Annotated in this window: 17 protein-coding genes; 5 read left to right on the top strand and 12 right to left on the bottom strand. The window is 63.4% G+C overall.

Features of this window, described 5'->3' with window-relative positions; all coding sequences use genetic code 11:
- Positions 1-27: 27 nt before the first annotated feature.
- The 12 genes from DTPSY_RS02860 to DTPSY_RS02805 form a co-directional block, all read right to left on the bottom strand.
- Positions 28-510: a thioesterase family protein gene (locus DTPSY_RS02860; RefSeq protein WP_012655598.1), complete on the bottom strand. Its 483-nt coding sequence runs from the start codon at positions 508-510 to the stop codon at positions 28-30.
- A gap of 179 nt (positions 511-689) precedes the next feature.
- Positions 690-1,466, bottom strand: a complete 777-nt coding sequence (locus DTPSY_RS02855) for an enoyl-CoA hydratase (protein ID WP_012655597.1) — start codon at positions 1,464-1,466, stop codon at positions 690-692.
- A gap of 16 nt (positions 1,467-1,482) precedes the next feature.
- On the bottom strand, positions 1,483-2,325 hold the full coding sequence (locus DTPSY_RS02850; protein ID WP_011804051.1) for an acyl-CoA thioesterase: 843 nt from the start codon (positions 2,323-2,325) through the stop codon (positions 1,483-1,485).
- A gap of 25 nt (positions 2,326-2,350) precedes the next feature.
- Positions 2,351-3,247 carry an alpha/beta hydrolase family protein gene (locus DTPSY_RS02845; RefSeq protein ID WP_012655596.1) on the bottom strand — a complete coding sequence of 299 codons (897 nt, stop codon included), beginning with the start codon at positions 3,245-3,247 and terminating at the stop codon, positions 2,351-2,353.
- An 80-nt stretch (positions 3,248-3,327) separates the two neighbouring features.
- Entirely contained in the window at positions 3,328-4,524 is a 1,197-nt protein-coding gene (locus DTPSY_RS02840) for an acetyl-CoA C-acyltransferase (protein WP_012655595.1), read from the bottom strand.
- Positions 4,525-4,545: 21 nt separating this feature from the next.
- Complete coding sequence (locus DTPSY_RS02835; RefSeq protein ID WP_012655594.1) at positions 4,546-6,948, bottom strand: 3-hydroxyacyl-CoA dehydrogenase/enoyl-CoA hydratase family protein; 2,403 nt, start codon at positions 6,946-6,948, stop codon at positions 4,546-4,548.
- A 100-nt stretch (positions 6,949-7,048) separates the two neighbouring features.
- Positions 7,049-7,483, bottom strand: a complete 435-nt coding sequence (locus DTPSY_RS02830) for a DUF2147 domain-containing protein (protein WP_011804047.1) — start codon at positions 7,481-7,483, stop codon at positions 7,049-7,051.
- Positions 7,484-7,535: 52 nt separating this feature from the next.
- Positions 7,536-9,332: an acyl-CoA dehydrogenase C-terminal domain-containing protein gene (locus DTPSY_RS02825; RefSeq protein ID WP_012655593.1), complete on the bottom strand. Its 1,797-nt coding sequence runs from the start codon at positions 9,330-9,332 to the stop codon at positions 7,536-7,538.
- A 64-nt stretch (positions 9,333-9,396) separates the two neighbouring features.
- Positions 9,397-10,062, bottom strand: a complete 666-nt coding sequence (locus tag DTPSY_RS02820) for a TetR/AcrR family transcriptional regulator (protein ID WP_012655592.1) — start codon at positions 10,060-10,062, stop codon at positions 9,397-9,399.
- Positions 10,063-10,268: 206 nt separating this feature from the next.
- Positions 10,269-10,913: a nucleoid occlusion factor SlmA gene (gene slmA / locus DTPSY_RS02815; RefSeq protein WP_012655591.1), complete on the bottom strand. Its 645-nt coding sequence runs from the start codon at positions 10,911-10,913 to the stop codon at positions 10,269-10,271.
- Between the two features lie 194 nt (positions 10,914-11,107).
- Positions 11,108-12,013 (bottom strand): acetylglutamate kinase, encoded by a 906-nt coding sequence (gene argB, locus DTPSY_RS02810; RefSeq protein WP_012655590.1) that lies wholly within the window; start codon positions 12,011-12,013, stop codon positions 11,108-11,110.
- A 46-nt stretch (positions 12,014-12,059) separates the two neighbouring features.
- On the bottom strand, positions 12,060-13,154 hold the full coding sequence (locus DTPSY_RS02805) for a glycosyltransferase family 4 protein (protein ID WP_012655589.1): 1,095 nt from the start codon (positions 13,152-13,154) through the stop codon (positions 12,060-12,062).
- 170 nt (positions 13,155-13,324) lie between these two features.
- Here DTPSY_RS02805 and DTPSY_RS02800 point away from each other — a divergent pair, with 170 nt between their 5' ends.
- The 5 genes from DTPSY_RS02800 to DTPSY_RS02780 all read left to right on the top strand — a co-directional run bounded on the left by DTPSY_RS02800 (position 13,325) and on the right by DTPSY_RS02780 (position 19,920).
- Complete coding sequence (locus DTPSY_RS02800) at positions 13,325-14,755, top strand: mannose-1-phosphate guanylyltransferase/mannose-6-phosphate isomerase (protein ID WP_012655588.1); 1,431 nt, start codon at positions 13,325-13,327, stop codon at positions 14,753-14,755.
- Entirely contained in the window at positions 14,755-15,546 is a 792-nt protein-coding gene (locus tag DTPSY_RS02795; RefSeq protein ID WP_012655587.1) for an ABC transporter permease, read from the top strand. The genes DTPSY_RS02800 and DTPSY_RS02795 overlap by 1 nt, the downstream gene beginning before the upstream one ends.
- A complete protein-coding gene (locus tag DTPSY_RS02790) occupies positions 15,546-16,766 on the top strand; it encodes an ABC transporter ATP-binding protein (protein WP_012655586.1) in 1,221 nt (406 codons plus the stop codon). Before DTPSY_RS02795 ends, DTPSY_RS02790 begins: the two co-directional genes overlap by 1 nt.
- Positions 16,767-16,889: 123 nt before the next feature.
- Complete coding sequence (locus DTPSY_RS17830) at positions 16,890-18,080, top strand: class I SAM-dependent methyltransferase (protein WP_012655585.1); 1,191 nt, start codon at positions 16,890-16,892, stop codon at positions 18,078-18,080.
- Complete coding sequence (locus DTPSY_RS02780) at positions 18,070-19,920, top strand: glycosyltransferase (protein ID WP_012655584.1); 1,851 nt, start codon at positions 18,070-18,072, stop codon at positions 19,918-19,920. The genes DTPSY_RS17830 and DTPSY_RS02780 overlap by 11 nt, the downstream gene beginning before the upstream one ends.
- Positions 19,921-20,133 lie beyond the last annotated feature (213 nt).

Here is a 20,133-nt window from a genome sequence, read left to right as displayed (position 1 = left end):
CGGCGCGGCCGTCTTCGCACGGTCGCGCTAAGAGACGATGTACGCCGCGGCTCCCGCGGACATCAGCTCGCCCTGCGGGCCGAGGAACTCCATGCGCGTGGTGGCAACGCGCGAGCCCAGGCGCAGCACCTCGGCCCGCAGCTCGAAGTGGCTGCCGATGCCGGGGCGCAGATAGTCGATGCGCAGGTCGATGGTGCCCAGCTTGGCAAAGCGGTGCAGGCGGTCCATGGGCACCTCGTCCATGTGCTTGGCGCCGATGGCCGCCATCACGGCCAGACCGCCCATGGCATCCAGCCCCGCGCTGATGACGCCGCCGTGCAGCCGGTTGTAGGCAAAGTGCCCCACCAGATCGGGACGCATGTCGATGCGCGCCGCGACGGCCGCGGGCTCCAAGCGCGTGATCTTCAGCCCCAACAGGTGGTTGAAGGGAATCTTCTCCTCAAAGATCTGGCGCAGGCCGGCGATGAACTCGGGCTCGAAGGCCACCGGCAGGCTGGCAGGTTTGCTCATGGAATTTTTGCTCTCTTATCAGGAGCTGTTAGCGCTTACTGGATAAGCGCTAGAGCCATTTTTCATTCAAACGCCCGGCCACCCGGTCCAGCAGACACGGTGATCACCGGCGCGTAGGGCGAACACGGCATGGATGCCGGCGTCGCCCTGCCCCGCCCTGTTCGGTGGCGGGGCGGATGTCAGCAGGCGCTGAAATCCGGGCGGCGTTTGTCCATGAACGCGGTGAAGGCCTCGCGGGCGGCGGGCTCGCGCAGCATGCGGCCAAAGCTCTGGCCCTCCTCGGCCATGCGCTCCAGCACGGCGGCGGTCTGGCTCTTCTTGAGCAGGCGCTTGGTCTCGATCAGGGCCGACAGCGGCTTGGCCGCGAGCTTGCGCGCCTGGGCCTGGGCCACCATGTTGCATTCGGTCGGCGGCACCACGCGGTTGACGAAGCCGACTTCCAACGCCGCTTCGGCCATGAAGGGCTCGCCCAGCAGCAGCGCCTCGGCCGCGCGGTGGTAGCCCAGCATCTGCGGCGCGAACAGGCTGGAGGCGGCCTCGGGGCACAGCCCCAGGTTCACGAAGGGCATCGAGAACGCCGCATTGTCCCCCGCGTACACCAGGTCGCAGTGGAACAGCAGGGTCGTGCCGATGCCCACTGCCGGGCCGCACACCGCAGCCAGCACGGGCTTGGGAAAGGTGGCGATGGCGCGCAGGAAGCGGAACACGGGCGCGTCCTGCGTGGCGGGCGGCTGCTGCAAAAAGTCGCCGATGTCGTTGCCCGCACTGAAGATGGCCACGTCGCCCTGCAGCACGACCACACGCACCGAAGCGTCCTGCGCCGCGGCCTCGAACGCATCGGCCAGCTGCGCGTACATGGCCGTGGTGATGGAATTTTTCTTCTCCACGCGGTTGAAGGTGATGGTGGTCACGCCCTCTTCGGCGTGGACCAGGATGTCTGCGTTCGTTGTACTCATGGGTGTTGCTCCGGGGTCATTCCTTGTAATAAACGATCTGGTGGCTGGTGGCCAGCATGGCGCCGGCCTCATTCCACAGCTGCACGGTCTGGTCGAAAAAGCCGTTGCGAAACTCCTGCGCGCGCGCCTGGCCCAGCAGGTAGCCCGTGCCGGTCTGCGCCAGCAGGTCCGCGCCCGCATGGAAGTACACGGTGATGGACACGGTGCCCGCGGGCACCTGGCGCGCGCGGCGCAGCCACACGCGAGGGAAGAACACATCGGCCAGCGCCGCCAGCGCGCAGAAGTCCAGCGCCCGCGCGGGCGCGTCGCGCATCCACAGCTGCGACAGGCTGGTGTCGCCGCTGTCGTCCCACTGTTCGGGCAGCGCGCCGGTCACCGGGCGCATCTCGTAGCGCTGCAGCCATTCCGAGCGGAACGCCGGCTGCACGGGTTTGCACTGCGCCGGCGCGGGGACCTGCGGCATGGGCGTGTCGGCGGCGCCCCAAGTCTCGCGCCGCGCGGCCGTGACCACGGTGGCCGTGGTGGTGACCACGGGCGCGCCGTCCGCCCCCGCCTGCAGGATGGACAGCGTCCAGTGCTGGGTGGAGCGATTGGTGCGCACCGGTGTGGCCTGCAGCGTGAACGGCCCCTCGGCCAGCGCGCCCGCGTAGTTCACCGTGAGCGACAGGGGCTCGCCCAGGCGGTCGGGGTGCTGCATCACGGCCTGCAGCAGCGTGGCCGCGGTGATTCCGCCAAACGGCCCGACCATGTTCCAGTAAGCCGGCGAGGTGTGGCCGGTGTACTGCCCGGCCCCTTCGGAATGGCTGGACGAGAGCGCCAGCGCCGCGTCCAAGGGATGAATGCTGTGGTGCGTAGTCATGGGTGCGAGTGTGCCGTGATTCGGCTCAGCCTGCGGTGGCGGTGGCACCTGCGGTGCCCTGCGGCTGCGCCTGGGCCAACGCCTCCAGCTGCTGCAAGGCGCGGGGCCACAGCGTGTCGCGGAACTGTTCGCGGAAAAATCCAAAGTGCCCGATGCGCCGCGCCTGCGCCTCGTGCGGCGCGATGCGCTCCACGCTGCACGGCGCGTTCGCATACAGCGCCAACAGGCTTTGCGTGCCGCGCCAGGTCATGAGCTCATCGTCCTGCATGGACCAGGCGTGTACCGGAAAGCGCACCGCCGCGTAGCTGCGCTGGGCGGATTCTCCCTCCGCCCCCACGCTGTAGCGCGGGTGCAGGCACCAGCGGCGCCACTGCAGCATCACCCCCGCGGGCAGGTCGCCCACGGCGCGCAGGCGCCGCCCGGGGAAGTAGCCGCACAGCCGCACCGACAACGGCACCAGCACATGCCAGAACGCGGGCATGGCGCGGCGGATGCGGGGTGCGTTGTCGCGCCAGTAGCCGCTGCCCGCGGCGACGCTCAGCAGGCCGCTCACGCGCGCATGCTCGCCCAGCAGCCCGGGCAGCTGCGCGCCCAGGCTGTGCCCCAGCAGCAGCAGCGGCTGGCCAGGCAGCGCCTGGGCTGCATGGGCGATCACCGCGTCGTAGTCGCGCGCCCAGTCGAACAGGTTGGCCCGCACCTCGCGCATGCCACCGTTCAGCGACTCGCCCTGCCCCCGGTAGTCGAAGGTGGTGACCCGCAGGCCCTGCTGCGCCAGCCAGGCGGCGAACGGCCCATAGAAGGCCTGGCGCACGCCCATGGCGCCGCCAATGACGACGCTGGCGCGCGCGGGGCCGGGCCGTGGCACGTACACGCGCAGCGCCAGCGGCACTGCGCCATCGACCATCAGGGTTTCACTCTGCATGGCTTGTCTCCATGAAGGCGGCCGGTCTGCGCCGGCTCGGCTGCAATCCCCGCGCGCTGCCGCGCGGCAGTGGCGCTTACTTACACGCGCTCGAAGATACCCGCCGCGCCCTGGCCCATGCCCACGCACATGGTGACCATGCCGTACTTGAGCTGCTTGCGGCGCAGCGCATGCACCACGGTGGCCGAGCGGATGGCGCCCGTCGCGCCCAGCGGGTGGCCCAGCGCGATGGCGCCGCCCATGGGGTTGACCTTGGCCGTGTCCAGCCCCAGCGTGTTGATGACGGCCAGCGACTGGGCGGCGAAGGCTTCGTTGAGCTCGTACCAGCCGATGTCGTCCTGCTTCAGACCGGCATAGCGCAGCGCGGCGGGGATGGCTTCGATCGGGCCGATGCCCATGATGGACGGCGGCACGCCCTTGCTGGCGAAGCTGACGAAGCGCGCCAGCGGCGTGAGGCCGAAGCGCTTGACGGCGGCTTCGCTGGCCAGGATCAGCGCGCCGGCGCCGTCGCTGGTCTGCGAGCTGTTGCCGGCCGTAACCGTGCCGCGCGCGGCAAACACGGTGCGCAGCTTGGCCAGGCCTTCCAGGCTGGTGTCGGGGCGGGCGCCCTCGTCCAGGCTCACGGTGCGGGTGCCGGCAATGACTTCGCCCGTCTCCAGGTGGGCCGTGCGGTCGGTCACCTCGATGGGCGTGATCTCGTCGGCAAACTCGCCGGCCTGCTGCGCGGCGATGGCGCGGCGGTGCGACTCCAGCGCGAAGGCGTCCTGCGCCTCGCGGCTCACCTTCCACTGCTGGGCCACCTTCTCGGCGGTGAGGCCCATGCCGTAGGCGATGCCCACGTCGCCGTCACGCTCGAAGATGCTGGGCGACAGGCTGGGCGCGTTGCCCATCATAGGCACCATGCTCATGCTCTCCACGCCGGCGGCGATCATCACCTCGGCCTCGCCCACGCGGATGCGGTCGGCCGCCATGGCCACGGCCGACAGGCCCGAAGCGCAGAAGCGGTTCACCGTGATGCCGCCCACGCTGGTGGGCAGGCCCGCCAGCACGGCGCCGATGCGCGCCACGTTCAGGCCCTGCTGCGCCTCAGGGATGGCGCAGCCGCAGATGATGTCCTCGATCGAGGCGGGGTCCAGCCCCGGCACCTGGGCCAGCGCGCTCTTGAGCGTGGTGGCCAGCAGGTCGTCCGGGCGGTAGTTGCGGAAAAAGCCCTTGTGCGAACGGCCGATGGGCGTGCGCGTGGCGGCAACGATGTAGGCGTCTTGGATCTGTTTCATGGTTTCTCTCCTCGGGCGGCCTCAGTTACGCACCGGCTTGCCAGTGTTGAGCATGCCCAGGATGCGCTCCTGGGTCTTGGGGTGCTCGATCAGGGCGCAGAACGCCTTGCGCTCCAGCGCCATCAGGTATTCCTCGCTCACCAGCGTGCCGGCGTCCACGTCGCCGCCGCACACCACTTCGGCGATCAGCGTGGCGATGTGCTGGTCATGCTCGCTGATGAAGCCGCCGTCGCGCATATTGACCAGCGAGCCGCGGATGGTGGCAATGCCGCTGCGCCCCGCCACGGGGAACAGGCGCTTGTGCGGCGCGCGCCAGCCGCCGGCGGCCATGGCCTTGGCTTCGTTGATGGCGACGAACAGCACCTCGTCCTTGTGCGGCACGATGAGGTCGCTGTCGAGCAGGTAGCCGAGCTTCTTCGACTCAAGGGCGCTGGTGCCTACCTTGGCCATGGCCGCGGCGGTGAAGCCTTCGGTCAGGAAGGGCAAAAGGTCCTTGCCGGTGCTGGCGGCGGCGTTCTCGGCCGCGCGGCGGGCGATGTAGGTCAGGCCGCCGGCGCCGGGCACCAGGCCCACGCCCACTTCCACCAGGCCGATGTAGCTTTCCATGTGGGCCACGCGGCGTGCGCTGTGCACGGCCAGCTCGCAGCCGCCGCCCAGCGCCATGCCATGGATGGCCGAGACCACCGGCACCTGGGCGTAGCGCAGGCGCAGCATCAGGTTCTGCAGCTCATGCTCCACGCCCTCGATGGCGGCAATGCCGGCCACCACGTAGGCAGGCATGGTGGCCTGCAGGTCGGCGCCCACGCTGAACGGCGCGTCGCCCGACCAGATGACCATGCCGTCGTACTCGCGCTCGGCCAGGTCCACGGCCTCCATCAGGCCTTCCATCACGTCGGGGCTGATCGCGTGCATCTTGCTCTGGATGGAGGCGATCAATACCTTGCCATCGAGCGTCCAGGTGCGCAGCGCATCGGTCTCGCTGATGGTGGTGCCGGCCTTGCGCCAGTCGGGCAGGTTGTCCTCGCCCAGCAGTTTCTCGGGGAAGTACTGGCGCTCGTACACCGGCAACTGGCGGCGCGGCACGAACTTGCCTTGGCGCGCGCTCCACGAACCCTGCGCCGTGTGCACGCCGCCGGCATCCGCCACCGGGCCCTTGAACACCCACTCGGGCAGCGGCGCCTTGGACAGTGCCTTGCCGGCGTCAATGTCCTCCTGGACCATCCTGGCCACCTCCAGCCAGCCCGCCTCCTGCCACAGCTCGAACGGCCCCTGGCTCATGCCGAAGCCCCAGCGCATGGCCTGGTCCACGTCGCGCGCGGTGTCGGCAATCGTGGCCAGATGCACCGCAGCGTAGTGGAAGCTGTTGCGCAGGATCGCCCACAGGAACCGGCCCTGCGCGCCCTCGGCGTTGCGCAGCAGCTTCAGGCGCTCGGCAGCGGGCTTCTTGAGCATGCGGCCGTACACCTCGTCGGCCTTGGCGCCGGCGGGCACATATTCCTCGCTCTCCAGCTCGAAGCGCAGGATGTCGCGCCCCACCTTCTTGTAGAAGCCCGCCTTGGCCTTCTGGCCCAGGTTGCCCAGCTCGATCAGCTTTTGCAGCACGGCGGGCGTGCCGAAGCTGCCGTAGAACGGGTCGGTCTGCTCGTTCAGGTTGTCCTGCAGCGTCTTGATGACGTGGGCCATGGTGTCCAGGCCCACCACGTCGGCGGTGCGGAAGGTGCCGCTGGAGGCACGGCCCAGCTTCTTGCCGGTGAGGTCGTCCACCACGTCGAAGGTCAGGCCGAAGTTCTCCACCTCCTTCATCGTGGAAAGCATGCCGGCGATGCCCACGCGGTTGGCGATGAAGTTGGGGGTGTCGTGCGCGCGCACCACGCCCTTGCCCAGGCCGCTGGTCACGAAGGCTTCGAGCTGGTCGAGCACCTCGGGGCGGGTGGTGGGGGTGTTGATCAGCTCCACCAGCACCATGTAGCGCGGCGGGTTGAAGAAGTGGATGCCGCAAAAGCGCGGCTTGATGGCGTCGGGCAGGGCTTCGGACAGCTGGGTGATCGACAGGCCCGAGGTGTTGGACGCCACGATGGCGTGCGGTGCGACGTGCGGCGCGATCTTCTTGTACAGATCGAGCTTCCAGTCCATGCGCTCGGCGATGGCCTCGATGATGAGGTCGCACTCGCCCAGCAGCGCCATGTTCTCCTCGTAGTTCGCCTGCTGGATCAGCGCGGCGTCGTCCGCCACGCCCAGGGGCGAGGGCTTGAGCTTCTTGAGGTTCTCCACCGCGCGGGTGACGATGCCGTTCTTCGGACCTTCCTTGGCGGGGAGATCGAACAGCACCACCGGCACCTTCACATTGACGAGGTGGGCCGCGATCTGCGCGCCCATCACGCCCGCGCCGAGCACGGCGACTTTCTTCACTTGGAATCGGGACATTTGCTTGTTCCTTGGATGGTGGGATGCGCACGGGGCCGCGCGCCAGGCCCCGTGCCACGCGGGCGGGCCGGCTGCGGCGCCGTGGCGCTCACTGCTTTGCTTACTGCACGCGCTGCCAGGTCTGGGTGCGCCAGAACGGGCCCAGGAAGCCGCGCACCTCCAGCCGCTTGCCGCCCTCGATGGGGGTCAGGCTGGCGCGGTATTCCTTGCCGTTTTCGGGGTCGAGGATCTTGCCGCCCTCCCAGACCTCGCGGTCATCGGCCTTCTTGACGCCGCGGATGATCTCCAGACCCGCGATCGCCTTGCCCTTGCGGTCGTCCTTGCACTCGGTGCAGGTGGCAGCAGGGTCGGCGTCCTTTTTGAGGGACTTCTCGATGCGGCCGTTCAGCACGCCGCTGGTTTCGGCAATACGGATCTCGGCCTTGGCCTCGCCCGTCTTGTCGTCCACGCTGCGCCACAGGCCCACGGGGGACATCTGGGCCCATGCAGGGGCCGCGATTGCTGCAAAAATAATAGCTGCTAGCGCTTGTCTCATAAGGCCTCCAGTGCAATAACGTTCAAAATTGGCAATGCGTGCAATTGCTGGCTCAGGCCAGGGCGGCGTCGGTGTCCATGAGCACCTTGCTGCCGGCGCGGGCGGTGCGCATCAGCGTGTGGACTTCAGGGAACAGCTTGGCGAAGTAAAAACGCGCCGTCTGCAGCTTGGCCTGGTAGAACGGGTCGGTGTTGCCGGCGGCAATCTCGCGCAGCGCCACCTGGGCCATGCGGGCGAACATATAGCCGAACACCAGGTGGCCGGCCACCCGCAGGTAGTCCACGGCGGCGGCGCCCACCTCATCGGGGTTCTGGAAGCCGCGGAAGCCGATCTCGGTGGTGAACTTGGTCATCTGGTCGCCCAGGTAAGCGATGGGGTTGATGAACTCGGCCATCTTCTCGTTGACGCCTTCTTCGGCCACCAGCTGCCCGACCAACTTGCCGAACTTCTTCAGCGTGGCGCCGTTGTTGCCCAGCACCTTGCGGCCCAGCAGATCCAGCGACTGCACGGTGTTCGTGCCTTCGTAGATCATGTTGATGCGGTTGTCGCGCACGAACTGCTCCATACCCCATTCCTTGATGAAGCCGTGGCCGCCAAAGACCTGCATGCAGGCGTTGGTGGCAATGTGCCCGTTGTCGGTGATGAAGGCCTTGACGATGGGGGTCAGCAACGCCACCAGCTCGTCGCTGTCCTTGCGCACCTTCTCGTCGGGGTGGCTGTGGGCCTTGTCCAGCAGCAGCGTGCAGAAAATCTGCAGCGCGCGCGCGCCCTCGGCGTAGGCCTTGGCGGTGAGCAGCATCTTGCGCACGTCGGGGTGCACGATGATGGGATCGGCCTCCTTGTCCTTGGCCTTGGTGCCCGACAGGCTGCGCATCTGGATGCGGTCCTTGGCGTAGGCCAGCGCGTTCTGGAAGGCCACTTCGGTCAGGCCCAGCGACTGGTTGCCCACGCCCAGGCGGGCGGCGTTCATCATCACGAACATCGCGGCCAGGCCCTTGTTGGGCTCGCCCACCAGGGTGCCGATGGCGCCGTCGATGGCAATCTGCGCCGTGGCGTTGCCGTGGATGCCCATCTTGTGCTCCAGGCCCGTGCAGTAGATGGGGTTGCGCTCGCCCAGCGAGCCGTCGGCGTTCACCTTGAACTTGGGCACCACGAACAGGCTGATGCCCTTGCTGCCCTTGGGCGCGTCGGGTAGGCGGGCCAGCACCAGATGCACGATGTTGGAGGTGAAGTTGTGCTCGCCGGCGCTGATGAAGATTTTGTTGCCGGTGATCTTGTAGGTGCCATCGGCCTGGGGCTCGGCCTTGGTGCGCAGCAGGCCCAGGTCGGTGCCGCAGTGCGGTTCGGTCAGGCACATGGTGCCGGTCCACTCACCGCTCGTGAGCTTGGGCAGGTACAGCTTCTTCTGCTCGTCGGTGCCGTGGGCGTGCAGCGCCTCATAGGCGCCGTGCGACAGGCCGGGGTACATGGTCCAGGCCTGGTTGGCGCTGTTGAGCATCTCGTACAGGCACTGGTTCATCACGAAGGGCAGGCCTTGGCCGCCATAGGCGGTGTCGCACGACAGCGCCGCCCAGCCACCTTCCACGTACTGCGCATAGGCCTCCTTGAAGCCCTTGGGCGTGGTCACCTCATGCGTCTGCTGGTTCAGCGTGCAGCCCTCGGTGTCGCCGCTGATGTTCAGCGGGAACGCCACGCCGGCGGCGAACTTGCCGGCTTCTTCCAGCACGGCGTTGATCGTGTCGGCATCCACTTCAGCATGCGCGGGCATGGCCTTGAATTCGTCGGTGACCTTGAAGACTTCATGCAGGACGAATTGCATGTCGCGCAGCGGAGGCGTGTAAGTAGGCATGTGGAGACTCCTGGGAAGAAGGAAGGGTGGAAAAGAAGAAAAACCGAAATACGGGTGGCAGGACTCAACCGCGGTGGCCGGGCAGCGCGCTGTAGCGCGCCAGGATGTTGTCAAAGCCCGTGTTGGCCCGGTCGATGGAGCCGGGCGTGTGCAGGAAGCGCGCTTCGTAGTGCAGCGCCAGGATCAGGCCGTGGATCTCGAACAGCATCTGGTCTTCGCTGACGTCGTCGCGGATCTCGCCGCACTCCTTGCACTGCTGGATGGCGCGCTTCATCGCGGCCTGCCAGGTCATCACCGAGTTGGCCAGCGCATCGCGCACCGGGCCGGTGCGATCGTCGAACTCCACCGCGCCGCTGATGTAGATGCAGCCGGAGTCGATCTCGATGGAGGTGCGCTTCATCCAGTTGGCGAACAGCGCACGCAGGCGCGGCACGCCGCGAGGGGCCTGCATCGCGGGGTAGAACACTTCCTGCTCGAATCGCGTGTGGTACTCGCGGATCACCGAGATCTGCAGCTCCTCACGCGAGCCGAAGTGCGCGAACACGCCTGACTTGCTCATGCCCGTCACGTCGGCCAGCGCACCGATGGACAGCCCCTCCAGGCCGATGTGCGTAGCCAGGCCCAGGGCAGCATCGATGATGACGGCCTTGGTGTGTTGCCCCTTGTGCAGCGCCCGGCCCTCGCGGCGTGGCGCGCGAACCGTCTTGGTGGGGGAAGGAGAAAGAGACATGAAGCAAAATAAAACGAACGATCGTTCTATTTTGCATAAAACAGGCAGGTAACGCCAGTATTTCCAGGCGCGCAGAACGCGCTTCGGGGTAAACCCCTAAGTGGGTGATTTATCGAGCCCCACCATCGCGGGGGACCGTGTCAAGGGCGAAATGCTTACCGCGCCTTTCGCGGGTGGTCATGCCATCGCGCTTGCCTGCGCCGGCGTTACAGCCACAGTGCCAGAGTGGCGTCCAGGTGTTCCGTCGGCATGCGGCGAAAGCCCGTGCGTGCGTAGCGCTGCAGGCGTCCGCGGATCAGGTCGGACAGTGCGGCCGCCCGCACCTGTGTCTGCACCGTGGGTGTCGCCGAGCCGTCCGCGTCGGCCACGGGCCGTAGGCACTGGCGCAGCGTGGCCTCCACCTTGTCGAAGAACAGGTTCATGCGCTGCTGCAGGCGCTCGTTTTCGAAAACCAGCGCATCCCCCACCATCACGCGCACCATGCCGGGGTTGCGCTCGCCGAACTGCAGCACCATGGCCGTGATGCGCGCCGCGCGTTGCGCGCCCTCAGACTCGCCACCGCGCTCCATGATCTGGTGCACAAGGGTAAAGACGCTCTGCTCGATGAAATCGATGAGCGCCTCGAACATCTGTGCTTTGCTGGCAAAGTGGCGGTACAGCGCCGCCTCGCTCACCTGCAGGCGCGCCGCAAGCGCTGCCGTGGTGATGCGCTCGGCCCCGGGCTGCTCCAGCATGGCCGCCAGGGTCTGCAGGATCTGCTCACGCCGCTCGCCCGGCCGCGGCCGGCGGCGCGCGGCGGGCGCGTCGTCGGTGGAGGCTGGCGCGTCAGTAGCAGGCGTGAATTCAGTCATGGGGCATGGATCGGAGGGAGAGCAACAAGTGTGTGCAATTGATTCTCGCACACCACGACTCCAGCGTCGTGACGGCTGCTCGCTGTGCAGCGACCCTTGGATCCGCTTCCAAAAAAAATAGCTGCTAACGCTTGCTGGACAAGCGCTGCAGCCATTTTTGACTCCAATATACCCGGGCCATGCCCGAAAAGAGCCTAGTGACTCCGGATCATGGTGCCGTAGGCCTGGTCGGTCAGAATTTCCAACAACATCGAATGCGGTACGCGGCCATCAATGATGTGCACGGCATTCACGCCAGCCTTTGCCGCATCCAACGCCCCGCTGATCTTGGGCAGCATGCCGCCGGAGATGGTGCCATCAGCGAACAATGCATCAATTTCGCGCGCCGTCAGGTCGGTGAGCAGCTTGCCTTCCTTGTCCAGCACACCGGGGGTGTTGGTGAGCAGCACCAGTTTCTCCGCCTGCAGCACCGTAGCTAATTTACTCGCCACCACGTCGGCGTTGATGTTGTAGCTTTCGTTTTCCTCGCCAAACCCGATCGGGCTGATGACGGGAATGAAGGCATCGTCCTGCAGCGCCTTGACTACGCTCGGGTCGATCGCCACGATGTCACCGACCTGCCCCACGTCATGTTCGACGCTCGGGTCCTTGTTGTCCACCATCTTGAGCTTCTTGGCGCGGATCATGCCGCCATCGCGCCCCGTGAGGCCCACAGCCTTGCCGCCCGCCTGGTGAATCAGGCCCACGATGTCCTGCTGCACCTCGCCGGCCAGCACCCATTCCACGACTTCCATGGTTTCGGCATCGGTCACGCGCATGCCCTGAATGAACTCGCCCTTCTTGCCCAGACGGTTCAGGGCTTGCTCGATCTGCGGGCCTCCGCCGTGCACCACCACCGGGTTCATGCCTACCAGCTTGAGCAGCACCACGTCTTCCGCAAAGTCGGCCTGCAGGGCCGGGTCGGTCATGGCGTTGCCGCCATATTTGATGACCATGGTCTTGCCATGGAACTTGCGGATGTACGGCAGCGCCTGGGCCAGGATTTCGGCCTTGTCGCGGGGGGCAATGCCCAAGAGGTCAGGTTGAATATTAGGAGGCATAGGCGAAGTCTGCAGGAAAACCGCAGGATTCTAGAAGACGTAACGCTCAACGCCGCAACCAGCCAGGCACCTTAAACCGGACAATGGCTAGATAAGCCGCCACGTAGGTCACGACGAACAAGCCGCAAAACGCCATCAACACCGGCGTGTTGTCCCAAAACACCACCGCTGGTACCACCGTCAATAACGTAAACCCCCATAGGTAAGGGGAGGTGCGATTGTTGCGCATTAACACGCGGCGGGCCTCGTCGTCATTGAACACGCTACGCACAATCCTCCGGTATATCAACTGATGAAAATGCAACGCGTCTGCCACGCTGGGCGAGATACCACGCGCGAACTTGCGGTAGCTTGAAAAAAAAGTCTCCCATATCGGGTAGATCAACAACAGCGGAGGGAACCAAGGCGACACTTGTGGGTGGCGTTGTACCAACAAAATCACCCCGATGGCAATCACAACCCCCCACAGATATGCCCCGCCATCACCAGCGAAAAGCAACCCCTTGGGGAAATTCCATACCAGGAACCCGGCCGTGGCACCGGCCAAGCACAGCACCATGGCAGCCAGTTGACGATCACCGACTTGCAGGGCCACATGCGCCACAGCAAAGCAAACCAACAGTGCTACGACGCCCGCCAAGCCATTGTAACCATCGATGATGTTGAAGGCGTGGGGCAGCCCGCAAATTGCCAAAGCCGCCACGACCACACCCAACCATGGAAGGACAAGCATCGCCTCATCCACCCAGGGCAAACCCAGCCGGGGAACAGATAGTCCAAGCCACCAACATGCGAGTACTGCTGACAGCAATGTCAGCCAAAGCCGCAATCGGACTGATAGTTTTTGTGTCAGGTCTTCGCTAATCCCACCCAGCGTCGCCGGCAGTATCGCTCCAACACAAGCCAACATGCTGGACCAACTCCAGGGGATATTTGCACTGGTCAATGCGGCCGCAATCCATACCCACCCCACCAGCATGCCAAAGAGTACACTCCCCCCCCCAAGGCGAGGCACATCGCCGACATGAAAGCGCTGCGGCATATCAGGGCGATAACGTGACGCATGGTCATGCGCCCATCGAATCAACACCATACCTGCCATTGCAGCCACGACAAAACTAAGAAACAAGACGACGATCATGGGGGCGAAAGCTTACCGCATCACAGTCCCATACCCGCCATCATTGCGGCAACAGGTCACATCCCCCCGCAGGGTATTTGGCAACTTTTCCTTTCATCAGAGATAGGCGCCATCCCAAGAATCATGAAAGCTTCAACACTAAAATCACTGCTGCTCATTCAATATCATCCATGCACCTAGTCTCTGTTGTCCTCTCGGGAGGATCGGGCACCCGCCTGTGGCCTGTGTCCCGTCAGTCATATCCCAAACCATTCATGCAACTAGGTGGCTCCACCCTCCTCGGACAAGCCATCGGCCGGGGTCAGGATTGCGGCACCGACGACCTCATCATCGTTACCAATCAGGACTATTTTTTCCTGAGCCGCAACGTAGTTAACGAGCTCAGCGATGTGCCACACACCCAATATTTATTGGAGCCCAAAGGCCGCAATACCGCGCCAGCCATTGCGCTAGCCGCCCTAGCTTGCGCCCGACTGCATGGCCCCGAGGCAGTTATGCTGGTTTTGCCAGCCGATCACCTCATCCCCGACACCGAAGCCTTCGTAGCTTGTGCGCTGGAAGCGGCACGCCATGCGCAGCAGGGCCAACTGGTAGTGTTCGGCATCTCCCCCACAGGACCCGAAACGGGCTTTGGTTACATCGAGGTGGAGAAACCCAGCCGCCATACACAACAAGCCCTGCGCTTCGTCGAAAAGCCTGACCTGCCTACAGCCCAGCGCTACTTGGCCTCCGGTCGTTACTACTGGAACAGCGGCATGTTCTGCTTTACCGCCGGCGCCATTCTGCAAGCCATGAAAGAGCATGCCCCCGAGGTGCTTCACGCCACCGAAAACGCTTGGGCTGCCAGCCACACGCAAGACGGCGCCACGAAGTTCGATGCCCGCACCTTCGGCCTGCTCCCTGACATTAGCATTGACTACGCCGTCATGGAACGCGCCAGGAACGTAACCCTGGTGCCTGCCAAGTTCGGCTGGAGCGACGTCGGAAGCTGGCCCGCCGTAGCCCAGGCCCACCCAGCCGACACCAGCGGCAACACCTTCGTGGACGGTCAGCGCACAGAATTCGTCGCGGTGGGCACTACGGGAACCCACGTGCAGGTGGAAAGCCACGGCCCTAAGGTGGTGGCCACCGTGGGCGTGCAAGACCTGGTGATTGTGGACACCCCCGACGCTCTCCTAGTCGCCCATAAGAGCGTGGCGCAAAAAGTAAAAACCGTGGTGGACACACTGCGAGACCGTCGCCACGACAGCACCCAATTGCCGGCCGCCGTGCACCGCCCTTGGGGCACCTATGCAACGCTGAAGGAAGAGGATGGCTATAAAGTCAAGCGCATCACGGTGAATCCCGGCCAGGCTCTCAGCCTCCAGTACCACCACCAGCGCGCAGAACACTGGGTGGTGGTGCAAGGCACAGCCATGGTGCAAATTGGCGAGGACGAGCACCACACGCTACCAGGCCAGTACCGCTATATCCCGCTGAAGGAAAAGCACCGCCTAACAAACATTGGCCAGGACGAACTGGTGCTGATTGAGGTGCAATGCGGCGATTACTTGGGCGAGGACGACATTGTGCGCCTGGCCGACACCTACGGGCGCGCCTGATGACCATACTTAAAGCCCTTTGGGCCTACCGCGGATTCATCCTCGGTAGCGTCAAGCGAGAGTTCCAATCTAAGTACCGCAATTCATTGCTTGGTGCGGCTTGGACTGTCATTAATCCGTTGGCCATGATTGTTGTGTATACGGTCATCTTTGCCGAAATCATGCGCGCCAAGTTACCTGGCGTGGACAAGGCGTTTGCATACAGCATCTATCTTTGCGCTGGCATCCTAACCTGGGGGCTGATGACAGAGATCATCAGTCGCGCTCAAAACACTTTCATTGAGAACGCAAATCTGCTCAAGAAACTGAGCTTTCCACGTCTATGCCTTCCAGTAATCGTTGTGGCTAACGCTGGGCTCAATTTCGCCATTATCTTCAGCCTCTTCACCGCCTTTTTGTTGATTTCCGGGAATTTCCCAGGCTGGCCATTTATCGCGCTACTGCCGCTAATAGTGGTGTTGGTGGTGTTCGCCATCGGTTTGGGAGTCACGTTAGGCGTGCTAAATGTCTTCTTCCGCGACGTGGGCCAATTCTTCGGCATTTTCCTGTCTTTCTGGTTTTGGCTCACGCCCATTGTCTACACCCCCAGCATCTTGCCGGAAGAGTTGCGCCCCTACATGACCCTGAATCCGATCGCCAGTTTAATAGCTGCCTTTCAAGACGTACTGGTAGCCGGCCAATGGCCGCAGTGGGAAACCTTGTGGCCAGTGACCATGCTGGCTGTCTTTTTTTGCATGCTCGGCCTCTGGCTGTTCCGCCGGCACGCCGGCGAAATGGCGGATGAACTCTGATGGGCACTATTTCCGTATCCAACCTTGGCAAGGCCTACAAGCAATATCCGCACCGCTGGTCACGCCTGGCGGAATGGATTCTGCCCGGCAGCAAACCGCGTCACACACTCAAATGGGTGCTGCAAGACATCTCATTCACTGTCAACCCGGGTGAGGCCGTTGGCATCATCGGCATGAACGGCGCGGGCAAGAGCACGCTGCTCAAGATGATCACCGGCACTACCCAGCCCACCACAGGCAGCGTACGCATGACGGGCCGGGTGGCCGCTCTGCTGGAGTTGGGCATGGGCTTCCACCCCGACTTCACCGGCCGGCAAAACGTCTTCATGGCGGGGCAGTTGCTCGGCTATTCGGTAGCTGAAATCGAGCTGCTGATGCCCGAGATCGAAGCCTTTGCCGAAATCGGCGACTACATCGACCAACCCGTGCGCGTGTACAGCAGCGGCATGCAGGTGCGCCTGGCCTTCAGCGTGGCCACGGCGCGCCGGCCCGACGTGCTGATCGTGGACGAAGCCCTATCGGTGGGCGATGTTTATTTCCAGCACAAGAGCTTCGAACGCATCCGCCAATTCCGCACGGAAGGCACCACGCTACTGATCGTCAGCCATGACAAGCAGGCCATCCAATCCATCTGCGATCGCGCCATCCTGCTCAACGGCGGCCGGCTTGCCATGGAAGGCGAGCCCGAGGCTGTGATGGACTACTACAACGCCCTGTTGGCTGACCATCAGAACCAGGTGGTGAAGCAGGAGACCCGTGAAGATGGAAAGCTCCGAACCATTTCCGGCACCGGCGAGGCGACGATCAGCGATGCGTGGATCGCCGATGTCAATGGGCAACGCGTGGAAGTGGTGGGTGTTGGGCAGCGGGTTACCCTGGGTGTGACAGCTCATTGCCGCTCGGAGCTACCTGAGCTGGTTATCGGCTACATGATCAAGGACCGGTTGGGACAACCCGTATTCGGGACCAACACACACCACCTGAACCATAAACTGCATCGGCTTGCAGCGGGAACAAACATCCAGTTCGAGTTTTCCTTCGATGTCAACATTGGCCCCGGGACCTATTCCGTGGCACTGGCGTTGCATGCCGAACAAACACATCTCGGCAAAAACTATGAATGGCGCGACCTGGCGGTGATGTTCAATGTTGTGAATATAAACAAGTCCGAATTCGTCGGACTGGCGTGGATCCCCCCGGATGTCAGGTGCTCGGCATAAGCGAAGATTTTTATCGTGCCTTCGAAGGCAGATATTGCGGATCACGAGACCTGATCAAGTCCCCGTCTTCATACTAGGGTGTACCCGCACGCAAAATCAAAAATCCATTAGCGAAGGACCACAGTGACATCAGACTTTTATCGCACCTTCGAGGATAAGCACCGAGGCACCCGTGATCTCATCACGTCCCGCCTTCGGATTTATCTTCCGTTCGTTGAACCGTTGCTTGCGTATTACCCAAAAGGAAATGCCATTGATCTGGGTTGCGGGCGAGGCGAATGGCTGGAGCTGGCCCTTGCCGCCGGTTTCGATGCGATAGGCATTGATCTGGACGTGGGCATGCTGGCGCAATGCCATGCGCGCCAGTTGCCTGTGCGTCAGGCGGATGCCCTTGAGGTCCTGCGCACGCTACCCGCAGATAGCCACGCGCTCATATCAGCCTTCCACGTCGCGGAGCACCTCAGCTTCGTGCAGTTGGAGTTGCTCGTGAACGAATCCTTGCGCGTCTTGCAGCCCGGTGGGCTGCTGATCCTCGAGTCACCCAATTCCGAGAATCTGATGGTGGGCACCTCGTCGTTCTACCTCGACCCGACGCATAACCGCCCGGTGCATCCGCAGCTGCTTTCGTTTCTGATGGAGTACGCAGGCTTCGCTCGCTCGCAAGTGCTGCGACTTAACGAAGACCCCGGGCTGCTCAGCAAACGGGCAATACGCCTGTACGATGTACTGGCAGGTGCCAGCCCAGATTTCGCGGTGATCGCCCAGAAATCGGCTCCGACGGAAATACTCGCCACCTTTGACCGCGAGTTCAATGCGCAGCACGGTCTCCCGATACATCGACTGGCGAATCACTACGACGAACTCCTTGATCGACGTCTTGAGCGACTAGACAGCAGGGCCCAGATTCAGTTGAAGGCACTTTCTGCCGAAATTGACGGCCTCCGTGGGCACGTCGTGTATTTAGAGTCCCTACTGAACCAAAGTCACGGAACTACGCGCACGCAGCGAGTGCTCACGCACGTTCGCTCGCTTGCAGGTCGAATCCTGCGCCGCAGTATGCCGATGTTGCGCACCGCAGTCGTCCGCGTACCATGGGCTAAACACGCTGCCTTAGCGGTGCTGCGCTCGTCACCCCGGCTAGCCAACTTCATTGGCCGGTTCCTGCCACCGGGGCAGGCGCCAGTGCCATCCACCCTCAGCGCACCACAGCACTTCGAAGACCTGCGCTCAGTGCGCATCATGCGCGCCGTTTCGGCCTTGCCCAGCAGCGCGCAATCTGTGACTTTCCTGGAGATCGGCGACCATGCCAAGTAAAGCACGCACGCCCATCGCGATCATCATCCTCACCTGGAACGGGCTGGCGCTTACGCGGTGCTGCATCGAAACGCTCCACCTCGACAACCTGCCTGACCACGTCAGCGTCATCGTGGTCGACAATGGAAGCACCGATGGCAGCGTCGAATACTTGCGCAGTCTGCCAAGGCTGACTCTGATCGAGAACGGCCAGAACCTTGGCTACGCACGCGCCGTCAACATCGGAATCCGGGCAGCTGCTCCCAATGCCGACATCGTGCTCCTGAACAACGACGTTGAGTTGATTGAGCCGGACTGGCTCGATCGCCTCTCGGAAGTGGCCGCCAGCGACCCTGCGATTGGCGTCATAGGAGTGAAGATCCTGCGAGAGAACGGCACCCTCCAACATTGCGGCGCCTACCTGCCGCTGGACACGATGTGGGGCCAGCAACTGGGCGGCGGTGAAGTAGACATCGGCCAGTATGCCGGTGTACGAGACGCAGAGAGTGTCGTATTTGCCTGCGCCCTCATCAAGCGAGCGGTAATCGAGAAAGTTGGACTGCTCAGCGAGGACTTCTTTGCCTATTTCGAGGATACTGACTACTGCCTGCGCACGGAACTCGAGGGCTTCCGCGTCGTGGTCTGCGGCGATATCCGTGTGCGCCACGCCGAAAATTCAAGTACCAAGATCAACGGTGTCAGTCACAGCGCAATCTTCCTGAAAAGCCAGGACACCTTCAAGCGCAAGTGGGGCGAATACCTTGGCCACACGCGCTACACATCCGAGATGGACTGGCATTCGATTGTCAACTTCCCGTCGGGGTATGCCGGCTCATCGCGCAGCTTTATATTGGCACTGGACCAGCTTGGTGTCTCGGTCGCCTACAAATATGTGTACGGACCCGGCACCGTCTTCCCTACCTCGGAACCCGAGCACTCAGATTCATACGTCGTGAACATGATACGCAGCCGCGAGTTCGGCCGTGCCGACGTACAGGTGGTGTACGCGCAGGGCGACGTGTTCGCTCGCAATACCGGAAAATACCGGATAGGCTTCACCATGCTGGAAGTCGATGGGCTGCCCCCCGAGTGGGTGCGCCAAGCCAACATGATGGACGAGGTGTGGGTACCATCGACCTTCAACGAGCGCACGTTTCGCGACTCCGGTGTCAAGGTACCGATTCGCGTCGTGCCTCTGGGGGTCGACACCGCATACTTCTCGCCGCAAATTCGCTCGGTCAAACAACCCGATGTCTACACGTTCCTGTCCGTGTTCGAGTGGGGCGAGCGCAAGGCGCCCGAAGTACTGCTGCAAGCCTTCTCCGACGAGTTCAGTGCCGATGAGCCGGTGCGCCTCGTATGCAAGGCAAACAACTTCGACCCGTCGTTCCGCATTTTCGACAAGGTCGCTGAGCTGGCGCTGCGCTCCAACGGGGGACGTATCGTCATGGCCGAGAACCAGATCCTGCAGCAGTACGAACTAGCCGTTCTGTACCGGTCCGCGGATTGCTTTGTTCTGCCCACCCGGGGCGAAGGTTGGGGAATGCCGATCCTCGAAGCGATGGCGTGCGGCCTCCCCGTCATCGCGACCAACTGGAGTTCCCAGACCGACTTCATGACAGAGCAGAACTCGTTACCACTCGAAGTCGAGCGGCTGGTCCCGGCCGAAGCCAAGTGCCCCTACTACGAGGGTTTCCGCTGGGCTCAGCCGTCCTACGAACATCTGCGCAAGCTGATGCGATGGACGTTCGAACACCAGGACGAGGCTCGCGCGATTGGCCTACGAGCCGCCGCTGACGCGGCGCAGCGCTGGACATGGAACGCGTCGGCGCGCCACATGATTAATCTCATCTCGGCATAGGAAGTACGAACGGAAGCAACATGCAGTCCCGCATCGCAGTGGTCAATCCCTGCTACCGTGTAGCTCGCCACACCCGATCCTCATCTCGGACATGGGGTCGGAAGTCTGGCACATCTACATCGAGATGACTGCTGCTCGGACAAGTCGGGCGACTTCACACGCGACAATCAGCCCCCTTTGACCAACCTACCGGCACCCTAGCGGCTGTCCTTA

Origin of the sequence: [Acidovorax] ebreus TPSY (assembly GCF_000022305.1) — a bacterium.
Lineage (GTDB): Bacteria > Pseudomonadota > Gammaproteobacteria > Burkholderiales > Burkholderiaceae_C > Diaphorobacter > Diaphorobacter nitroreducens.
The sequence above is the reverse complement of the archived record's forward strand: the minus strand, read 5'-3'. Positions and strand labels throughout refer to the sequence as shown.